The following is a 15,214-nucleotide window of genomic DNA, read 5'->3' as shown; positions in this document are numbered from 1 at the left end:
GGAGTTATAGAAGCATTATGCTTTTCATTAAAGATTTATCGTGTAGTCTACTCCGATTTGTTCAACAAAATAAGGATCATGTGAAATCACCAACACGGTTCCCCGAAAATCCTTTACGGTAGCGGTCAGAATCTCAACATTCTGCATATCGATATTATTGGTCGGTTCGTCCAGAATAAAAACATCCGGGGTATCGGCACTGACCATCAGACAACAAAGAGCCAATTTCATCTTCTCTCCCCCGCTCAGCTTTCTGCAACTTTTCTCCCACACCGGCATGGGAAACAAAAAACGATTCAAAATCGTTTTGATTTCATGTTCCTGTCGCACGGCGGTAAACCGTCGTACCTGCTCAAACACGGACAAATCATTTTTAATGATCGAATACTCCTGATCTAAATAAACGTATTTAAAATCCGCAAGGGTCAATGCCCCTCTGGAAGGATTCAACTCTCCGGTCATCAGACGCAGTAAGGTTGTTTTTCCGGAACCGTTTTTTCCCCGGATAAGTACCCGATCACCGCTCTTTATCAGGAAATCCAAATCCTTCTCCCACAAAGGAACAGACGAATAAGCGAAATTAACACGCCGAGCCGTAATTAAAATTTTTCCCGTATGTAACGACGAGGCATTAAAATCTATCTTCATGGATTTTATATCCGGCAGGCAGGCCCGTACCCCGGTCAACTTCTCTGCAATACTTCTCCGCTTCTCCTCGTGAACCCCCTTCATGGCCGAAGTACTCTTTTCAGCCTTATCTTTTAAAGTGTTCATCGCCATACGGCTTATCCCTTTTTTAGCACTTCTTTTTTCTCCCCGGGCATCTGATTTCTGCTTGCGTTCGACAGTTTCCCGAGCGACCTTACGGGCCAGACGCAATTCTTTTTCCTTCTCGTCCAATTGGGCATAAAGCGTATGAATAAGAGACTCTTTCTGAGCTTTATAAAAATCATAATTCCCGTTGTAGTAAGTTATCCCCCTTTTATCCAATTCGTAAATCGATGACAACAGATTCAGCAATACCCTGTCATGGCTTATCACGACAATGGTCGTCTCAGCGTTTCGTATAAGCTCATACAACCGTTCACGGCACTCGCTATCCAAGTGATTGGTGGGCTCATCCAACAAAATTATCTCAGGCGAATGCAGATGAATACCCGCAAGCAACACCCGGGTCTTTTCTCCTCCGCTAAGACTTGCCAACGGCCGGAAGAGCGAAACATACTCCAAATCCCAAATTTCCAAAGCCGTCCGAGCCCTCTCCTCTATATCCCAATCCTCTCCGAGCACCGTAAAATGTTCTTCCGAAACATCGCCTCCCGTAATGGCCCGCAAGGCCGTCAGTTTTTTATCGATCCGCAAAGCCTCCGCTACCGTCAGATGGTCGTATTGCCCGAAATGCTGCGGCACATGATACGTTGTTCCGGCACAAGTAACCTCCCCGGACACGGCCGAAAGCTCCCCGTTAATAACACGCATTAAAGTCGATTTCCCGGTTCCGTTATTCCCGACAAAAGCCACTTTTTGGCCTCGTTTTACAGCAAAAGAAAGATCCTGAAAAAGCATCTCTTTGTCGGCATGTCGATAAGTAAGTCGTCGTACAACTATGCTCATTCTATATAAATTACTCAAATTAATACTCAAATAGTTGAAATCATGGGGCAAAAGCGATAGCAAGAATCAAATTCACGAATAGCAACTTTCTAAACGAAAAAACCTGCCCGGTTCCTTATTTAAACCGTTTAACGGCATAGGTAAAACCCCGATTTTGAAAAGTAATGATTAGATCTTCATTCGAGTAATGATATGTTCGAAACAAAAGTAATACATTTTATTCTATATTCAAAATGAATAGGAACATACGCTTTTTCAACTGTTTTTTCGCGGCAACGAAGAATATAAACAAACAAAATTAGAGGTAAACCGGGTCAAAATAATCGCAATCAACTACAATAGTTACAAATAATTAAAAATAAAGAAATATATTCCTTTTGTCAATTTAACATCATAACTTTAAAAAATCTTTAATATACAAACTAATACCAATCAATAACCATAAATCCGACTTATGACTTTTTACACAGATAACCAAACCTTAAACGATCTGAGTATATTCGGAAAAAACAAAAAAAGCAGCATATACGGTTTATTCAACAAAACCTGTACAAACGCGGGAGCCAGACTGCTGGAAAGCATGTTTAAACAACCGATATCCGATCTGGAGGAAATCCGAAAACGCTTAGCCGTAATACGTTATTTCCATGATAAAAAAAGCAGTTTCCCTTTTATGGGCAGCTTGATCAATAACGTGGAAAATTACCTGGGGGAACAAAGCGAAAAAAGCAGAATAGACCCGAATAGCACAAGCATACAAGGAAATTTAAAACGAAGATCCGGCATGGATTTGGATTACAAGAGAAATCAGGAAGGAATCATGCTGACAATCAGATTGATCAACTCCGTCCGTAACTTCGTATCGGAAGAAAGAGATTCGATAGAAGAAGCTCCTTTGAAAACGATGATAGAGGAGATGAAAGAAATCGTCGACGACGAACGTTTGGCTTGGACTCTTAAGGAGAACGGGCAAAAGACATTCGATTATGAAAAAACAGCTGCTTGCGATACTATATTTCGTTTCAGGGCCCGGGATATACTGTCCCGATTAATGACTCATCTTTCTATTCTCGATGCCTACATCGCTGTCGCTCAAACCGCCATCGCACGCAACTTTACCTTTCCGATTCCCCTACCGGAGCAAGAGAAGCTGATAGATATAAAAGGACTTTACCACCCTTTCGTGGAAAATGCCGTGACGAACGACCTGACCATTGACCCCTCCCAGCAGATCATCTTTTTAACCGGGGCTAATATGGCCGGAAAATCTACTTTTATGAAAGCCTTCGGCGTTATTCTATACCTGGCACATATGGGATTTCCGGTTCCTGCCCGGTCTATGGAATTTTCTCTCCGGGGAGGATTATATACCACCATCAACCTTCCCGACCAATTAAAAAGGGGTTACAGCCATTTTTACACGGAAGTTCAACGGGTAAAAAAAGTAGCAGAACTTTTAGACCGTCAACACGACTTGGTTATTATTTTCGATGAACTTTTCCGGGGAACGAACGTGAAAGACGCCTATGACGGGACTTATGCCGTAACGGAAGCATTTGCCAAATACAAAAAAGCGATCTTCATGATATCCACTCATATTACGGAAGCCGGAGTCGCTTTAAAAGGACATTACGACAACATTTTGTTTACCTACTTCTCCACGTTAATGGAGGGAGAAAAACCCGTCTTTCCGCATACCTTGCAACCGGGTATAACGGAAGACCGTTTCGGAATGAGAATCATCAACAATGAACGGATCATCGAGACTATTCAAGGCAAGGTGAAGGTTCCTCCTTCCCCGAGAGAAGAAGGACGTTTTTTTGTCGATAAACAGACGATAAACGACTTAGAGCTATTCGGCAAGTTTAAAGACGAATCCGTTTTCAACACGTTTAACCGAACGGTAACTCAGGGAGGTAGCCAGACACTCGAACTTCTGTTTATGAATCCCACTACCGATGCAAAGGAGATCGAGAGGAGAAGGGAGACCATCCGTTATTTTCAACGTATCGACAAAAAACTCCCGGTAGGTAGTTTTATCATGAAGGAGGTCAACACCTATTTTAACGTCCCGATTCCCCGTTTCAAACTTCTCTCCTTTTACAGGATAATAAAATGGAGAATCTTAAAATTTTTCATGGACGATGCCCAATTCGATTTTGTCAAAGACGGTATTCTTTCCTCTGTAAAAATGTTAGACTCTCTGAATAGCTTCCTGCAAACGCTTGACGACAACACTTCCGTTTATCAGGAAGAGAGATCCGTATTCAGAACGATTCTGGAAAGTAAAAACATACGTTGGTGGAAAAAGGAAAAGGACAAAAAACGTCTCTCCTATCTTAAAATGGCCCATTTGGATTATCGGTTACGACGAACCGTCTTTATGGAAATGAAAACATTGGAACGGATGATTTACGAAATGGATGCTTACCTGTCCGTGGCAAACGTGGCAAACGAAAAACATTTTACCCACGCGCTTCTCCGCGAGAAAAAAGAGAATTTCGTTCGAATGGAAGGGCTTTACCATCCCCACGTAGAGTCTCCGGTAGCCAATTCCATTCGAATAGATACGGAACAAAACGTGTTCTTCCTGACCGGAGCCAATATGGCCGGAAAATCCACCTTTATGAAAGCCTTCGGCATCGCTATATACCTGGCTCATTTAGGCTTTCCCGTACCCGCACGGGAGATGGAGTTTAGCATCCAGGAAGGCATGTACACCTCCATCAACTTATCCGATAACCTGCTGGTAGGATACAGCCATTTCTACTCGGAAGTCTTACGGGTAAAGACTGTCGCCGAAGAGTTGAACCGGGGAAAAAGGCTGGTGCTGATTATGGACGAACTATTTAAAGGAACCAACGTGAAAGACGCTTTCGACGCAACCGTTGCCGTATCCATGGGCTTCGCGGAGAGTCGAGACAGTCTTTTCCTCCTATCTACCCATATCATAGAAGCAGCTAACGAATTAAAGGAGTATTACCGGAATGTCCAATTCTTCTATTTTCCCACGAGAATCGAGGAATCCCGTCCGGTCTATCCCTATCTGTTAGAAGAAGGGATAACCTCCGATCGTCACGGAATGCGTATTATCAACAATGAAGAGATTATAGAAACCATCAACAACAGCCGTTAGATTATTTCCGAAATAAATGTTCCAACGCCGCCCGAGGCGAATACAATAACATTCGGGGTCCGGAGAAACGCATCACTCTCCGGATCCGTTCTCTCATTTTCGCGGAATAACAATGAACGGGACAATGTTTACAAGAAGTTTTATCCTCCCCGAAAGGACAATGTTCCAACCTCGCTCGGGCATATTCCAATAACTCCGCACAAGTCGGGCACAAGGTCTTATTTCCCTCCTTTTTCCTGCAATAGAGGCGAATCATCGTCTCTACAATTTTCTTTTCCCGTTCCACGCGGAAAACTTTACTTTTGTCCATTATCTATTATCTCGTAATACGGCAGCATCTGCTCCCAACACACTCGCCAGCCGGTCCATATCGTTCAATTCTTCGATCGTCACGTCCCACTTCGCGTAATGAACCGGTTTGCCCCGTAATATCGTTCCGGGTGCTCTAAAAACGGCTTTTTGCAAAAAATCTTTTTTGGATATCCACCCTATCGACAACAACACCCGCTCGTGACCGCGAGTATACAGTTTGGAAAACACATAGATATCCACTACTCTTTTGACCTGTTCGTCCGTAACCTCACACCTCCAGTCATCGTGAGGAAAATAAAATACTTCTTGTGTTTTAACGTCGATTATCTCGTTCCGAGCACTCAAAAAATCACCATGATCGGGCGTATCCCCAATCTTTTCTCCCAAATAAACAACCGGGAGCTTTTTCAACCGACACCACTCATCAAAAGCAAACTCCCCGATATATCCGATAGCGATCTTCTCTATCCGTTGCGGCACGTCCAGCCGGACATCCCGCCTATATTCGGACCTGATACGTATACCGGCCCTACGGTTCGCCTCCGCCCAACTCGCGGAAGAACAATGCCATTCAAACGCCTTTTTTACCGAAGCCATCTCTCTTTCGTTTACGTCATAATGAACTCCTTATACCTCTTCTCTGCCGCTTTTAACAGGCTATGATCCAACTCTATCCGTTCAAAAAAAGAGGTTTCAACGGAAACCTGTCCCTTTGCGACCTCTTTGTTCCAATTCCCGACAATTTTTCCATTATAGAGAATAACCGGATAAAAAGTTCCCCAACGATTGAAGGCTTTGGAATAATATTCCCGGTCCAAGATCGCCTCTCTCTCCTTGTAGCTGATCAGGTATTCGTCAAAAGCAGGTAGAAAATGCAATATCCTATCGATATTCATGTTTTTATCACATGAACTGTGCACGAATAATCGGTATGAGGCAAAACGATCCGGAATCAATTCCGAGCGTATCAAATCCATGGCATGCCGGGCATCGCCGATCGATAACCCAGACCACCATACAAAATCCTGCAAACTGGCTGGCGAATGGCTTCTGAAATAGCTGACGGCCAACTTTGCCAAGGCCTCTTCCCTATGCAACTCTTTCACAGGCGGTACCCGTTCTTCCAACAAAGCATAAGTCGACTTTTTATCCTTATCGACACCACTGCATACGATTCCTTCCGCCTCCGCACGCATCAGGTAATGGGTCAACCGAGCAAAATCGACAACCAATCCCGTCTTCATCAGCTCCGTCCCGATCTCCTCCTTGGTCAGACTTCTATTTCCTTCCAATATTTTTTCAAACAAGCGGTTACAGCACAAATACGACTTTTCCGTTATACCTAAATTTTTACTCTTTGCAAACGATTCATTGGCAGACTTTATCCGTGAAAAAGATAACTTCAACATCCAACGAATATCTTCGGCAGCCACGAAATGCCAGGTAGGACGCATCACATGGGTACGCAATATCTCACCCCTCCTCAATGCCTCTTCCACCGTTTGCAAAGTGGCGGACTTTAAGCGGAGACCAACAGCCCATTTGGCCATCTGATAATGTTGGGCTTGTACGGCCCCCATCCAATGAACAAGCTCCCCGGGCTTATCAAATACGGCTTCCGACAATTGTTGGCTATATACGCGAACCTCTTCTATCATCATGATTTGGGAAGAATGACATTTGTAATCCGACATACGGAAGCCAAGTTCCCAAATTCATCCGTCACGTTGATACTCACCACATGAGTACGTTGTCCTTTATGAATAAATTCGGCACGCCCCGTAACATAACTCCCTTGAGCCTTCCGGATATGGTTTCCGTTTATCTCGATACCGAACACGTGAAATCCCTCCCGAGGAACCGAAACGTACGTAATACCACTACCTACTGTCTCCGCCAAGGCCATAATAGCTCCACCATGCAGCAAACTTCCCGGGCGCATCGTACGTTCATCTATCGGCATCCGGGCTTCCAGCCAATCTTCTCCGATTCCGGTAAACTCTATTCCCAAGTGTTCCACCAAGGTTCCCCGGCATTCCCGGTTCATTTGTATCAATACCTCTTCAATTTTCATCTCCGTTTTTTAATCTAAAAATTATATTTCCGCTTCGGATTCTTGGGAAACCATCCCTTCCTTACCCGCTCTTCCTGTTCGAAAATCTCCTTGATCGTCCAAAAAGAAGAGAATGCAAAGACTCCTAACAGGGAAGACCACATGACTTCCCTTACCAATAATGCCGCAACAACTCCCCCTATCCCCAAGAGCAAAAATATCCACCAACATCTCGTTCCCCAATAGTACTCCGCTTTTACGACAATCGGATGAAACAGGCCGATGATCAAAAACGTACATATCCCGATAATCAAGCCCGTCAAATTATAGGTCTCTATAAATTCCATGGTAATTCATTTTTATTGACCGCAAAACTACGGATAAAAAGCGTTTTATCAAAGAATAAAAAAACGTCCGAGGATTCGGAAGGCTCCCTTTATCCGACCCGACGTTTGTCATATCATCGTGCTGGATCAAAAAGAAATCTTTTCCGCCGTAACACCTCTGTTTCCGGAATCTTCAATTTCCTCAAACTTTCTCTTTCGACTTCCTCTGAAATCTCCAAAATATTCCTACTTTTGTAGAAATATCATAGTACTCGAAAAACAATGACACAGTTAAAAGAAGGAGAAAAAGCCCCCTATTTCAAAGGGCAGAATCAGGACGGCAAGGAGATAACCCTTGATGATTTTAAAGGAAAAAGGCTCATACTTTACTTTTACCCGAAAGATAACACGTCCGGTTGTACGGCGGAAGCATGCAGTTTAAACGAAGGATACGCGTCACTTACCTCTCAAGGTTTTGAAGTGATCGGAGTAAGTCCGGACCCGGCATCCTCCCACCAGAAATTTATCGCGAAATACAATTTATCGTTCAATCTGATTGCCGATACGGACAAAACAATCATGGAAGCATACGGCGTATGGGGCGAGAAAAAAATGTATGGGAGAAGTTATATGGGGGTTATCCGTACCACCTTCGTTATCGGCCAGAACGGCATTATCGAGAAAATAATCACCAAGGTTAACACGAAGGACCATGCTAACCAGATATTGAAAGAGTTGGATATAAAAGGTTAACCAGCATATTGTATTGAAAATTCAAATTTTAAATCAATCATATGGCAACAAATGAAACCAATCAAGACAAGTTAAAAGCACTACAACTTACCCTCGATAAGATCGAGAAGAATTTCGGCAAGGGAAGTGTTATGAAACTTGGCGAAAATGTCGTGGAAAATATCCCGGCAATTCCGACCGGCTCCATTGCCTTAGACAAGGCTTTAGGCGTCGGAGGATACCCCAGAGGAAGGGTTATTGAAATCTTCGGACCGGAATCTTCCGGTAAGACGACTTTAGCCATCCACGCTATTGCTGAAGCACAAAAATTAGGAGGTATTGCAGCTATCATCGATGCAGAACATGCCTTCGATCGCACCTATGCCGAAAAACTGGGTGTAGATGTAAATAACCTATTTATATCTCAACCGGATAACGGAGAACAGGCCCTGGAGATCGCCGAGCAATTGATCCGATCCGCAGCTATCGATATCATTGTTATCGACTCCGTGGCCGCCCTTACTCCCAAAGCCGAAATCGAGGGAGAGATGGGTGATAGCGTGATGGGATTGCAAGCCCGCCTTATGTCGCAAGCTTTACGGAAATTAACCGGAACGATCAGCAAAACAAACACTTGCTGTATCTTTATCAATCAGTTACGGGACAAAATAGGTATCATGTTCGGTAACCCCGAAACGACAACCGGTGGTAACGCTTTAAAATTCTATGCCTCCGTACGTCTGGATATCCGTCGTATCGGGCAAATCAAAGACGGAGAAGAGGTGTTCGGGAATCATACCCGCGTGAAGGTAGTGAAGAACAAAGTCGCTCCTCCATTCAAAAAGGCTGAATTCGATATCATGTACGGCGAGGGAATTTCTCAATCGGGCGAAATCGTAGACTTGGGCGTGGAATACAACGTCATCAAGAAAAGCGGTAGCTGGTTCTCCTACGGAGAAAGCAAATTAGGCCAGGGACGCGAAACCGTGAAACAATTGGTGATGGACAATCCCGAGTTAGCCGAAGAGCTAAAGCAAAAGATTGTCGTAGCCATGGATGAAATTCAAAACAAACAGGCATAAGAGCGAATGAAAGGGATGGTGTGCGTATCCCTTTCTTTTATTTAATAACATAACAGCTAAAAGAATGAAAAGATATTTTTATTCTACTTTAATTTTGTTGTCCGTTATCGCATGCGACAGCAAGAAAGAAATCGTAAAACCCAGTTATAAAACTCCGGATATGAAGCTTGCATCCGATGTTATGACCCCGGAAATATTATGGTCCTTCGGAAGACTCGGAAGTTTCCAGGTCTCTCCGGATCAAAAGTCCGTCGTTTACGACGTAACCTATTTCAACAAGGAAGAAGATCGTTCTTATTCCGATTTGTATCTACTGAATCTGGCGGATGGAAAAAGTACGCAATTAACCGATACCGATTACAAAGAGTTCGGAGAAACATGGACCCCGGACGGAAAGATTGCTTTCATGTCGAGCAGATCGGGTTCCGTCCAATTATGGGAAATGGAAGCGGACGGTAGCAACCTGAAGCAGATTACCGACGTGGAAGGCGGTATAGGAGGTTATATCTATTCTCCGGATAAATCGAAATTACTCTTTTTAAAAGAGGTGAAGTTAGAGCAAGACGTACACGACCTGCACCCGGATCTCCCCAAAGCCAATGCCCGGTTGATCAACGACCAGATGTATCGTCACTGGAACCAATGGGTAGAGACCTACACACACCCGTTCGTGGCAGAGTATACCCCTGGCAAACCGATCACGACCGGAAAAGACATCATGGAAGGCGAAAAATGGGAGTCTCCCGTTCGTCCCTGGGGCGGTACGGAACAAATCGCATGGACCAAAGACAACAAAGGCATCATCTACACGGCTCGTAAAAAAGAGGGAGTAGCTTATGCCTCGTCCACGAATACGGATCTATACCTTTATGATTTAAGCAGCGGTAAAACACGCAACTTAACCGAAGGCATGATGGGATATGACAATAACCCGGTACTCTCCCCCGACGGTACGCTAATGGCTTGGGAAAGTATGGAGCGCGACGGCTATGAAGCCGACAAGATCCGGCTTTTCGTCATGAACCTGCAAACGGGAGAGAAAAAAGAGTATACGCGAAACTTCGACCAGAACGTGGGAGGATTGAATTGGGCCGACAACAATACCATCTATTTTATCTCCGATTATCATGCTACCGACGAAATCTACAAATTGACTCTCAACGACGGAGTCATCAAGAAATTGACGGAAGGAGTCCATAACTATACTTCCGTGACTCCGGTAGGCGACTTCTTGTTAGCCGGTAAGGTTTCCATGAGTAAGCCGGCAGAACTATACAAAGTAGATCCGGTAAGCGGCAAAGACCAAGAACTCACCTTTATCAATAAAAAAATACTGGATCAACTGACTATGGGTAAGGTAGAGGCGCGTTGGATCAAAACGACGGACAACAAACAGATGCTAACCTGGATCATCTATCCGCCCCATTTCGATCCGAATAAAAAATACCCCGCTATCCTTTATTGCGAAGGAGGACCGCAAAGTACGGTCAGCCAATTCTGGAGCTACCGCTGGAATTTCCAGATGATGGCAGCCAACGATTACATCATCGTGGCACCGAATCGCCGGGGATTGCCCGGTTTCGGACAGGAGTGGCTGGAACAAATCAGCGGTGACTACACGGGACAAAATATGAAAGACTACCTGTCCGCCATCGACGAAATGAAGAAAGAGCCCTACATCGATGAAAACCGTCTGGGTTGTGTCGGAGCTTCCTACGGCGGTTTCTCGGTATATTACCTGGCAGGACACCACGACAAACGTTTTAAGGCATTTATTGCCCATTGCGGTATTTTCAATATGGAGATGCAGTATTACAACACCGAAGAGATGTGGTTTGCCAATTGGGATATGGGAGGAGCACCTTGGGAAAAAAACAACAAAATAGCTCAGCGTACATTCGACAACTCTCCGCATAAATTTGTTGGCGAGTGGGATACTCCCATTTTAGTCATCCACGGACAACAGGATTTCCGTATAGATGCATCTCAAGGCATGGGAGCCTTCAATGCCGCCCGCATGCGGGGTATTCCGGCTCAATACCTCTATTTCCCGGAAGAGTGCCATTGGGTTTTAGGCTGCCAGAACGGTATCCTATGGCAACGCACGTTTGCCGCTTGGTTAGACCGATGGTTAAAACAATAAATAAAAAGTCGTCCAGTAGGACGACTTTTTTATTACATTTTTACTTAAAAGCCATAACTTTTTCGTTCCGTATCGTATATAAAACAAAATATTAATACGAAAACAGTTATGACAACATCTACAATTTCAACTTCAACACGTCCCAAAGGATTCCGGTGGCTATACATTATTTTAGGAATCGTACTCTTTGTCTTCGGGATCGGTATTTTACGCCATCCGGTAATTTCTTATTTAGGACTCGCCCTTTATTTCAGTATCATTATCATGATTATCGGTATCGGAGAAATTCTGAACGCTTTTTCCGGCAAGCATGCCAGACATTGGGGATGGGGTTTTACGCTCGGTATCATCGATTTAATCATCGGTTTCGTGTTACTTACCAATCCCGGCATAACGGAAGATATTCTGCCATACATCGTGGGCTTTATTCTACTGTTTAAAAGCATTGATTTTATCAGTGATTCGCTCCAAATGTCTTCGCTGAAAATCGGAGGATGGGGTTGGATACTGACCGGAGGAATACTCACGTTGATCTTCTCCTTTATGATTATTTTCTATCCGGTTTGGGGAGCTTTGAATATCATTATCTGGACGGGACTTTGTTTTATTTTCGCGGGTATCTCGTCATTCATTTATGCTTTTATAGACAAACGGTAAGATTCATCTTCTATCGTATTTTAGTCATCAAAGATCGAACAGGCTGTCATGCCTCCTCGATCTTTTTGTCACTTATCCACAACTATTCGCTTTGCCAAGTAAAATAGTCCGGAAAATACTCCTTTACCTCAACTTTACGATTAAACAAGGCATACACGGCAGAACCGCTTCCCGTCATCGAAACGTACAAAGCCCCAGCCTCGGCCAGCCGTTCTTTGATCCTGTTTATCTCGGGTAGTTTCTTATTTACCGTGTTCTCAAAATCATTACGTACCCGTTCTTTCCAATCCGCTACCGGACAATAAGGTACTTCCCGCAAATCGAACGTCGCAGCACGCGGAGTAATTCCGGCATACGCTTCCGGTGTCGCTACTCCGCCATCCGGCTTTACCAGTACAAGGCTATAATCATTCAAATCCAGATCTATCGAACTCATCATCTCTCCCTTGCCCCGGGCATAAACGGGTCTATTTCGAATAAAAAACGCACAATCGCTTCCTAAACGAACGGCATACTCTTCCAAACGGGAGTCGGACAATCCCAATACAAAAAGTTCGTTTAATCCTTTCAGCATATAAGCGGCATCGGCAGATCCCCCGCCCAAACCGGCACCGAAAGGAATAATTTTATGCAGATGTACCCGAACCGAAGGCAGATCGAACTCTTTTGCCAATAACCGGTAAGCCTTTATAACCAAATTTTTTTCCGGCTCGCAATCAATCGGTATCCCAGAGGTGTGAAAAACACACTCCCCCGCCCCGCTCTCTTTTTTATGTAATTCCAATATATCGCATAAACCTATCGGATAAAAAATCGTCTCTATATTATGAAAACCATCCGGCCGCTTTTCCGTGATAAAAAGCCCTATATTTATTTTTGCATTTGGAAACAGTACCATACATTACCTATTTGATGGCTCAAAATTAATTAATTTACGGGGAATCTCTTTATGTTTTCCAAACATCCATAAAATAAATTATTTTCATCCACAAGGCAATCAATCCCGTACAAAACACGTACATTTGCAATTACCTAACGACTAAAAACATGAAAGCACTATCTTTCTTCACGATCATCCTGCTTTTAACAACAAGTTCAACACCCGAAGAACCGAGGGTAAAATCCATTACCACGAAAGAGTTCAAGGAGTTGATATGGGACTACATGAAGGATAAAGAATGGCGTTACAAAGGAGATAAACCGGTCATCGTGGATTTTTATGCCGATTGGTGTCCTCCCTGTCACCGATTGTCACCGATCCTGACAAAGATCCAGAAAGAGTACGGCGATTCGCTACAAATTTATAAAGTGAACATAGAAAAAGAGAAAGATCTGGCAAAGGTGCTGGAGATTAAAAAAATTCCATTGATGCTTTTTATCCCTAAAAAAGAAAACCCGGTAAAAGTATTAGGTGTGCATTCCAAAAATGACTTGGAAAAAATTATTTTGAAGGTTCTCAAAGTAAATAAAGTAAGCCTACATCGTAAAAAATGATTTGTAAATTATAAATTTGCTTGATTTATTTACGGAATTAAATTTGAAAACATGCTGGAAACGCTTCAAGAACTGGACAAAGAGCTATTTTTAAACCTCAACTCCATACATTCTCCTTATTGGGATACTTTCATGTCCATATATACGGGGAAATTAATATGGATTCCCATGTATGCTTCCATTCTTTATGTTTTATGGAGGAATTTCAACTGGCGCACGGTCATTTTGACGACAATAGCCTTTGCTTTGGTCATAACCTTGGCGGATCAAACCTGTAGTTCCATCCTCCGTCCCCTATTCGAACGTCCCCGTCCCTCACATAATCAAGAGATAGCAGACATCGTACACCTGATAAACGGAAGAAGAGGAGGAATGTACGGATTTCCCTCCTGTCACGCTTCCAATACCTTTGCCTTAACTTTTTTTATCCTATGGTTTTTCAGGAATAAAGCCCTCTCCGTCTTTTTCATTTTATGGGCCGTTATTACCTGTTACTCGAGAATCTACGTGGGAGTACATTATCCCGGAGACCTTCTTTTCGGCATGGTTGTCGGTATAACGGCGGGTAGTATCGTTTACCTACTCTACCGATTCGCCTTGCATTGTACGCGTGTAAGAGAATTTGTCCGCAACGAACGCGATTGCTACCTAATAGAACATCCAGGCGGTATAAAATACACGCTTACCATCATTTACACGGGCCTTATTACGATTTTCGCTTTCGGAATATACGCTCTTTTCGTTTGATCATGTCCAGACCTCGATACACCCGAACCCCTGGCTGCCCAACCTACCGGCTCCGCTATCATACATCAATTTCAACAATTCCGGATTTCCCGTGATCTCGAACCCGAACAGGTAACTTTTTAATTGGGTCCTCTGAGAAGTCCCCTCCTTTATAGTAATCGTCTTAGCCTTAAGGGGCGACAATACCTGCAAACGATCCAAATGCCATTCTGGCAATGGTTCCTGACAATAGAACGCACGATATTTCTCGAGTAGGTTATACTCCAGCAACCTCAAAAAAACAGGTTCATCGGGAGATACATGACGGGTAGTACCTCCTCCTTCCCGCTTCTCATCTATAAAAACCGGCGAAATCGTCCGAAACCTTATCGTTTCGCTAAAAGAAGGCTCCGGCAGACGTTCGACAGAAACCACATCGAAAGAAACCCGGGTTTGCTTATCTCCGATAACGATATGACGATTATTAAACAACCCGACGACAAAAGCTTCGATGGCATCGATCGGATAAAAAGAGACAATCAGGCATACCTCTTCCGACAAGATATTCATTCGGTCTCCCAAAATCTGAAAACGGGGTATATATAAATTCGAAAAGGTAAAAAGCTTAAACTGTTTACGCTCCCCCGTTATATACCCGTGATCATGCAACCAAGCGGCAAATTCGGAATTACCTTCGTTCAATATTTTATAAATGGTGGAGCTCAGAGGATATAAATAATTGCAAGGCAATATCGTACCCCACACATTTTTATCGACTTTCAGAATCAATCTAAACCTCATGTTTCTTATTTTAATCCGTTTTAAAGATAAAAATAATTTTACATATTACCAGTCATACCCCTTTTTTACCAACATTTTAATAAACTTTCCGTACCATTTGTTTGACCCGCATTTATATCGTAAGTTTGTTTGTTCTTA

The 15,214-nt window shown here is 43.5% G+C and carries 15 protein-coding genes; 7 read left to right on the top strand and 8 right to left on the bottom strand.

The annotated features are described in order from the left end of the window. Positions 1 to 27 precede the first annotated feature (27 nt). Positions 28 to 1,614 (bottom strand): ribosomal protection-like ABC-F family protein, encoded by a 1,587-nt coding sequence (abc-f, locus tag NVS78_RS08340; protein WP_286358776.1) that lies wholly within the window; start codon positions 1,612 to 1,614, stop codon positions 28 to 30. A gap of 454 nt (positions 1,615 to 2,068) precedes the next feature. Between abc-f and NVS78_RS08335 the strand changes: the two genes are divergently transcribed. Next, the gene (locus tag NVS78_RS08335) at positions 2,069 to 4,750 is read left to right on the top strand and encodes a MutS-related protein (protein WP_286358775.1); all 2,682 of its coding nucleotides are present in this window, start codon (positions 2,069 to 2,071) and stop codon (positions 4,748 to 4,750) included. A 1-nt stretch (position 4,751) separates the two neighbouring features. On the opposite strand, the gene NVS78_RS08330 is transcribed toward NVS78_RS08335, so the two are convergent. Genes NVS78_RS08330 through NVS78_RS08310 form a run of 5 tightly spaced genes read right to left on the bottom strand, consistent with a single transcriptional unit; the run spans position 4,752 to position 7,462 of the window. Further along, on the bottom strand, positions 4,752 to 5,060 hold the full coding sequence (locus tag NVS78_RS08330; RefSeq protein ID WP_286358774.1) for a nitrous oxide-stimulated promoter family protein: 309 nt from the start codon (positions 5,058 to 5,060) through the stop codon (positions 4,752 to 4,754). Continuing rightward, the gene (locus tag NVS78_RS08325; protein WP_286358773.1) at positions 5,060 to 5,659 is read right to left on the bottom strand and encodes a hypothetical protein; all 600 of its coding nucleotides are present in this window, start codon (positions 5,657 to 5,659) and stop codon (positions 5,060 to 5,062) included. The genes NVS78_RS08330 and NVS78_RS08325 overlap by 1 nt, the downstream gene beginning before the upstream one ends. A gap of 11 nt (positions 5,660 to 5,670) precedes the next feature. Next, positions 5,671 to 6,720 carry a winged helix DNA-binding domain-containing protein gene (locus NVS78_RS08320; RefSeq protein ID WP_286358994.1) on the bottom strand — a complete coding sequence of 350 codons (1,050 nt, stop codon included), beginning with the start codon at positions 6,718 to 6,720 and terminating at the stop codon, positions 5,671 to 5,673. Then, the gene (locus NVS78_RS08315; protein ID WP_286358772.1) at positions 6,720 to 7,136 is read right to left on the bottom strand and encodes a PaaI family thioesterase; all 417 of its coding nucleotides are present in this window, start codon (positions 7,134 to 7,136) and stop codon (positions 6,720 to 6,722) included. The genes NVS78_RS08320 and NVS78_RS08315 overlap by 1 nt, the downstream gene beginning before the upstream one ends. A gap of 14 nt (positions 7,137 to 7,150) precedes the next feature. Further along, positions 7,151 to 7,462: a DUF4491 family protein gene (locus tag NVS78_RS08310; RefSeq protein ID WP_286358771.1), complete on the bottom strand. Its 312-nt coding sequence runs from the start codon at positions 7,460 to 7,462 to the stop codon at positions 7,151 to 7,153. A gap of 261 nt (positions 7,463 to 7,723) precedes the next feature. Here NVS78_RS08310 and bcp point away from each other — a divergent pair, with 261 nt between their 5' ends. The 4 genes from bcp (at position 7,724) to NVS78_RS08290 (ending at position 12,055) form a co-directional block, all read left to right on the top strand. Beyond that, positions 7,724 to 8,194 carry a thioredoxin-dependent thiol peroxidase gene (gene bcp / locus NVS78_RS08305; protein ID WP_286358770.1) on the top strand — a complete coding sequence of 157 codons (471 nt, stop codon included), beginning with the start codon at positions 7,724 to 7,726 and terminating at the stop codon, positions 8,192 to 8,194. Positions 8,195 to 8,235: 41 nt separating this feature from the next. Then, the gene (gene recA / locus NVS78_RS08300; protein ID WP_286358769.1) at positions 8,236 to 9,255 is read left to right on the top strand and encodes a recombinase RecA; all 1,020 of its coding nucleotides are present in this window, start codon (positions 8,236 to 8,238) and stop codon (positions 9,253 to 9,255) included. 64 nt (positions 9,256 to 9,319) lie between these two features. Continuing rightward, entirely contained in the window at positions 9,320 to 11,398 is a 2,079-nt protein-coding gene (gene dpp5 / locus NVS78_RS08295) for a dipeptidyl-peptidase Dpp5 (RefSeq protein WP_286358768.1), read from the top strand. 108 nt (positions 11,399 to 11,506) lie between these two features. Further along, the gene (locus NVS78_RS08290; protein WP_286358767.1) at positions 11,507 to 12,055 is read left to right on the top strand and encodes an HdeD family acid-resistance protein; all 549 of its coding nucleotides are present in this window, start codon (positions 11,507 to 11,509) and stop codon (positions 12,053 to 12,055) included. Positions 12,056 to 12,137: 82 nt separating this feature from the next. On the opposite strand, the gene ispE is transcribed toward NVS78_RS08290, so the two are convergent. Beyond that, a complete protein-coding gene (gene ispE, locus NVS78_RS08285) occupies positions 12,138 to 12,953 on the bottom strand; it encodes a 4-(cytidine 5'-diphospho)-2-C-methyl-D-erythritol kinase (protein ID WP_286358766.1) in 816 nt (271 codons plus the stop codon). Between the two features lie 149 nt (positions 12,954 to 13,102). Between ispE and NVS78_RS08280 the strand changes: the two genes are divergently transcribed. Together NVS78_RS08280 and NVS78_RS08275 are read left to right on the top strand one after the other, a co-directional pair. After that, on the top strand, positions 13,103 to 13,549 hold the full coding sequence (locus NVS78_RS08280) for a thioredoxin family protein (RefSeq protein WP_286358765.1): 447 nt from the start codon (positions 13,103 to 13,105) through the stop codon (positions 13,547 to 13,549). Positions 13,550 to 13,600: 51 nt separating this feature from the next. Next, positions 13,601 to 14,296 (top strand): phosphatase PAP2 family protein, encoded by a 696-nt coding sequence (locus tag NVS78_RS08275; RefSeq protein ID WP_286358764.1) that lies wholly within the window; start codon positions 13,601 to 13,603, stop codon positions 14,294 to 14,296. Here the strand turns inward: NVS78_RS08275 and cas6 are convergent, their stop codons facing one another. Beyond that, entirely contained in the window at positions 14,297 to 15,076 is a 780-nt protein-coding gene (gene cas6 / locus NVS78_RS08270) for a CRISPR-associated endoribonuclease Cas6 (RefSeq protein ID WP_286358763.1), read from the bottom strand. Positions 15,077 to 15,214 lie beyond the last annotated feature (138 nt).

The organism is Gabonibacter chumensis (assembly GCF_024741215.1).
Classification (GTDB): Bacteria; Bacteroidota; Bacteroidia; order Bacteroidales; family Marinifilaceae; genus Gabonibacter; species Gabonibacter massiliensis.
Note: the sequence above shows the minus strand (reverse complement) of the source record. Positions and strands in the feature narration are given on the sequence as shown.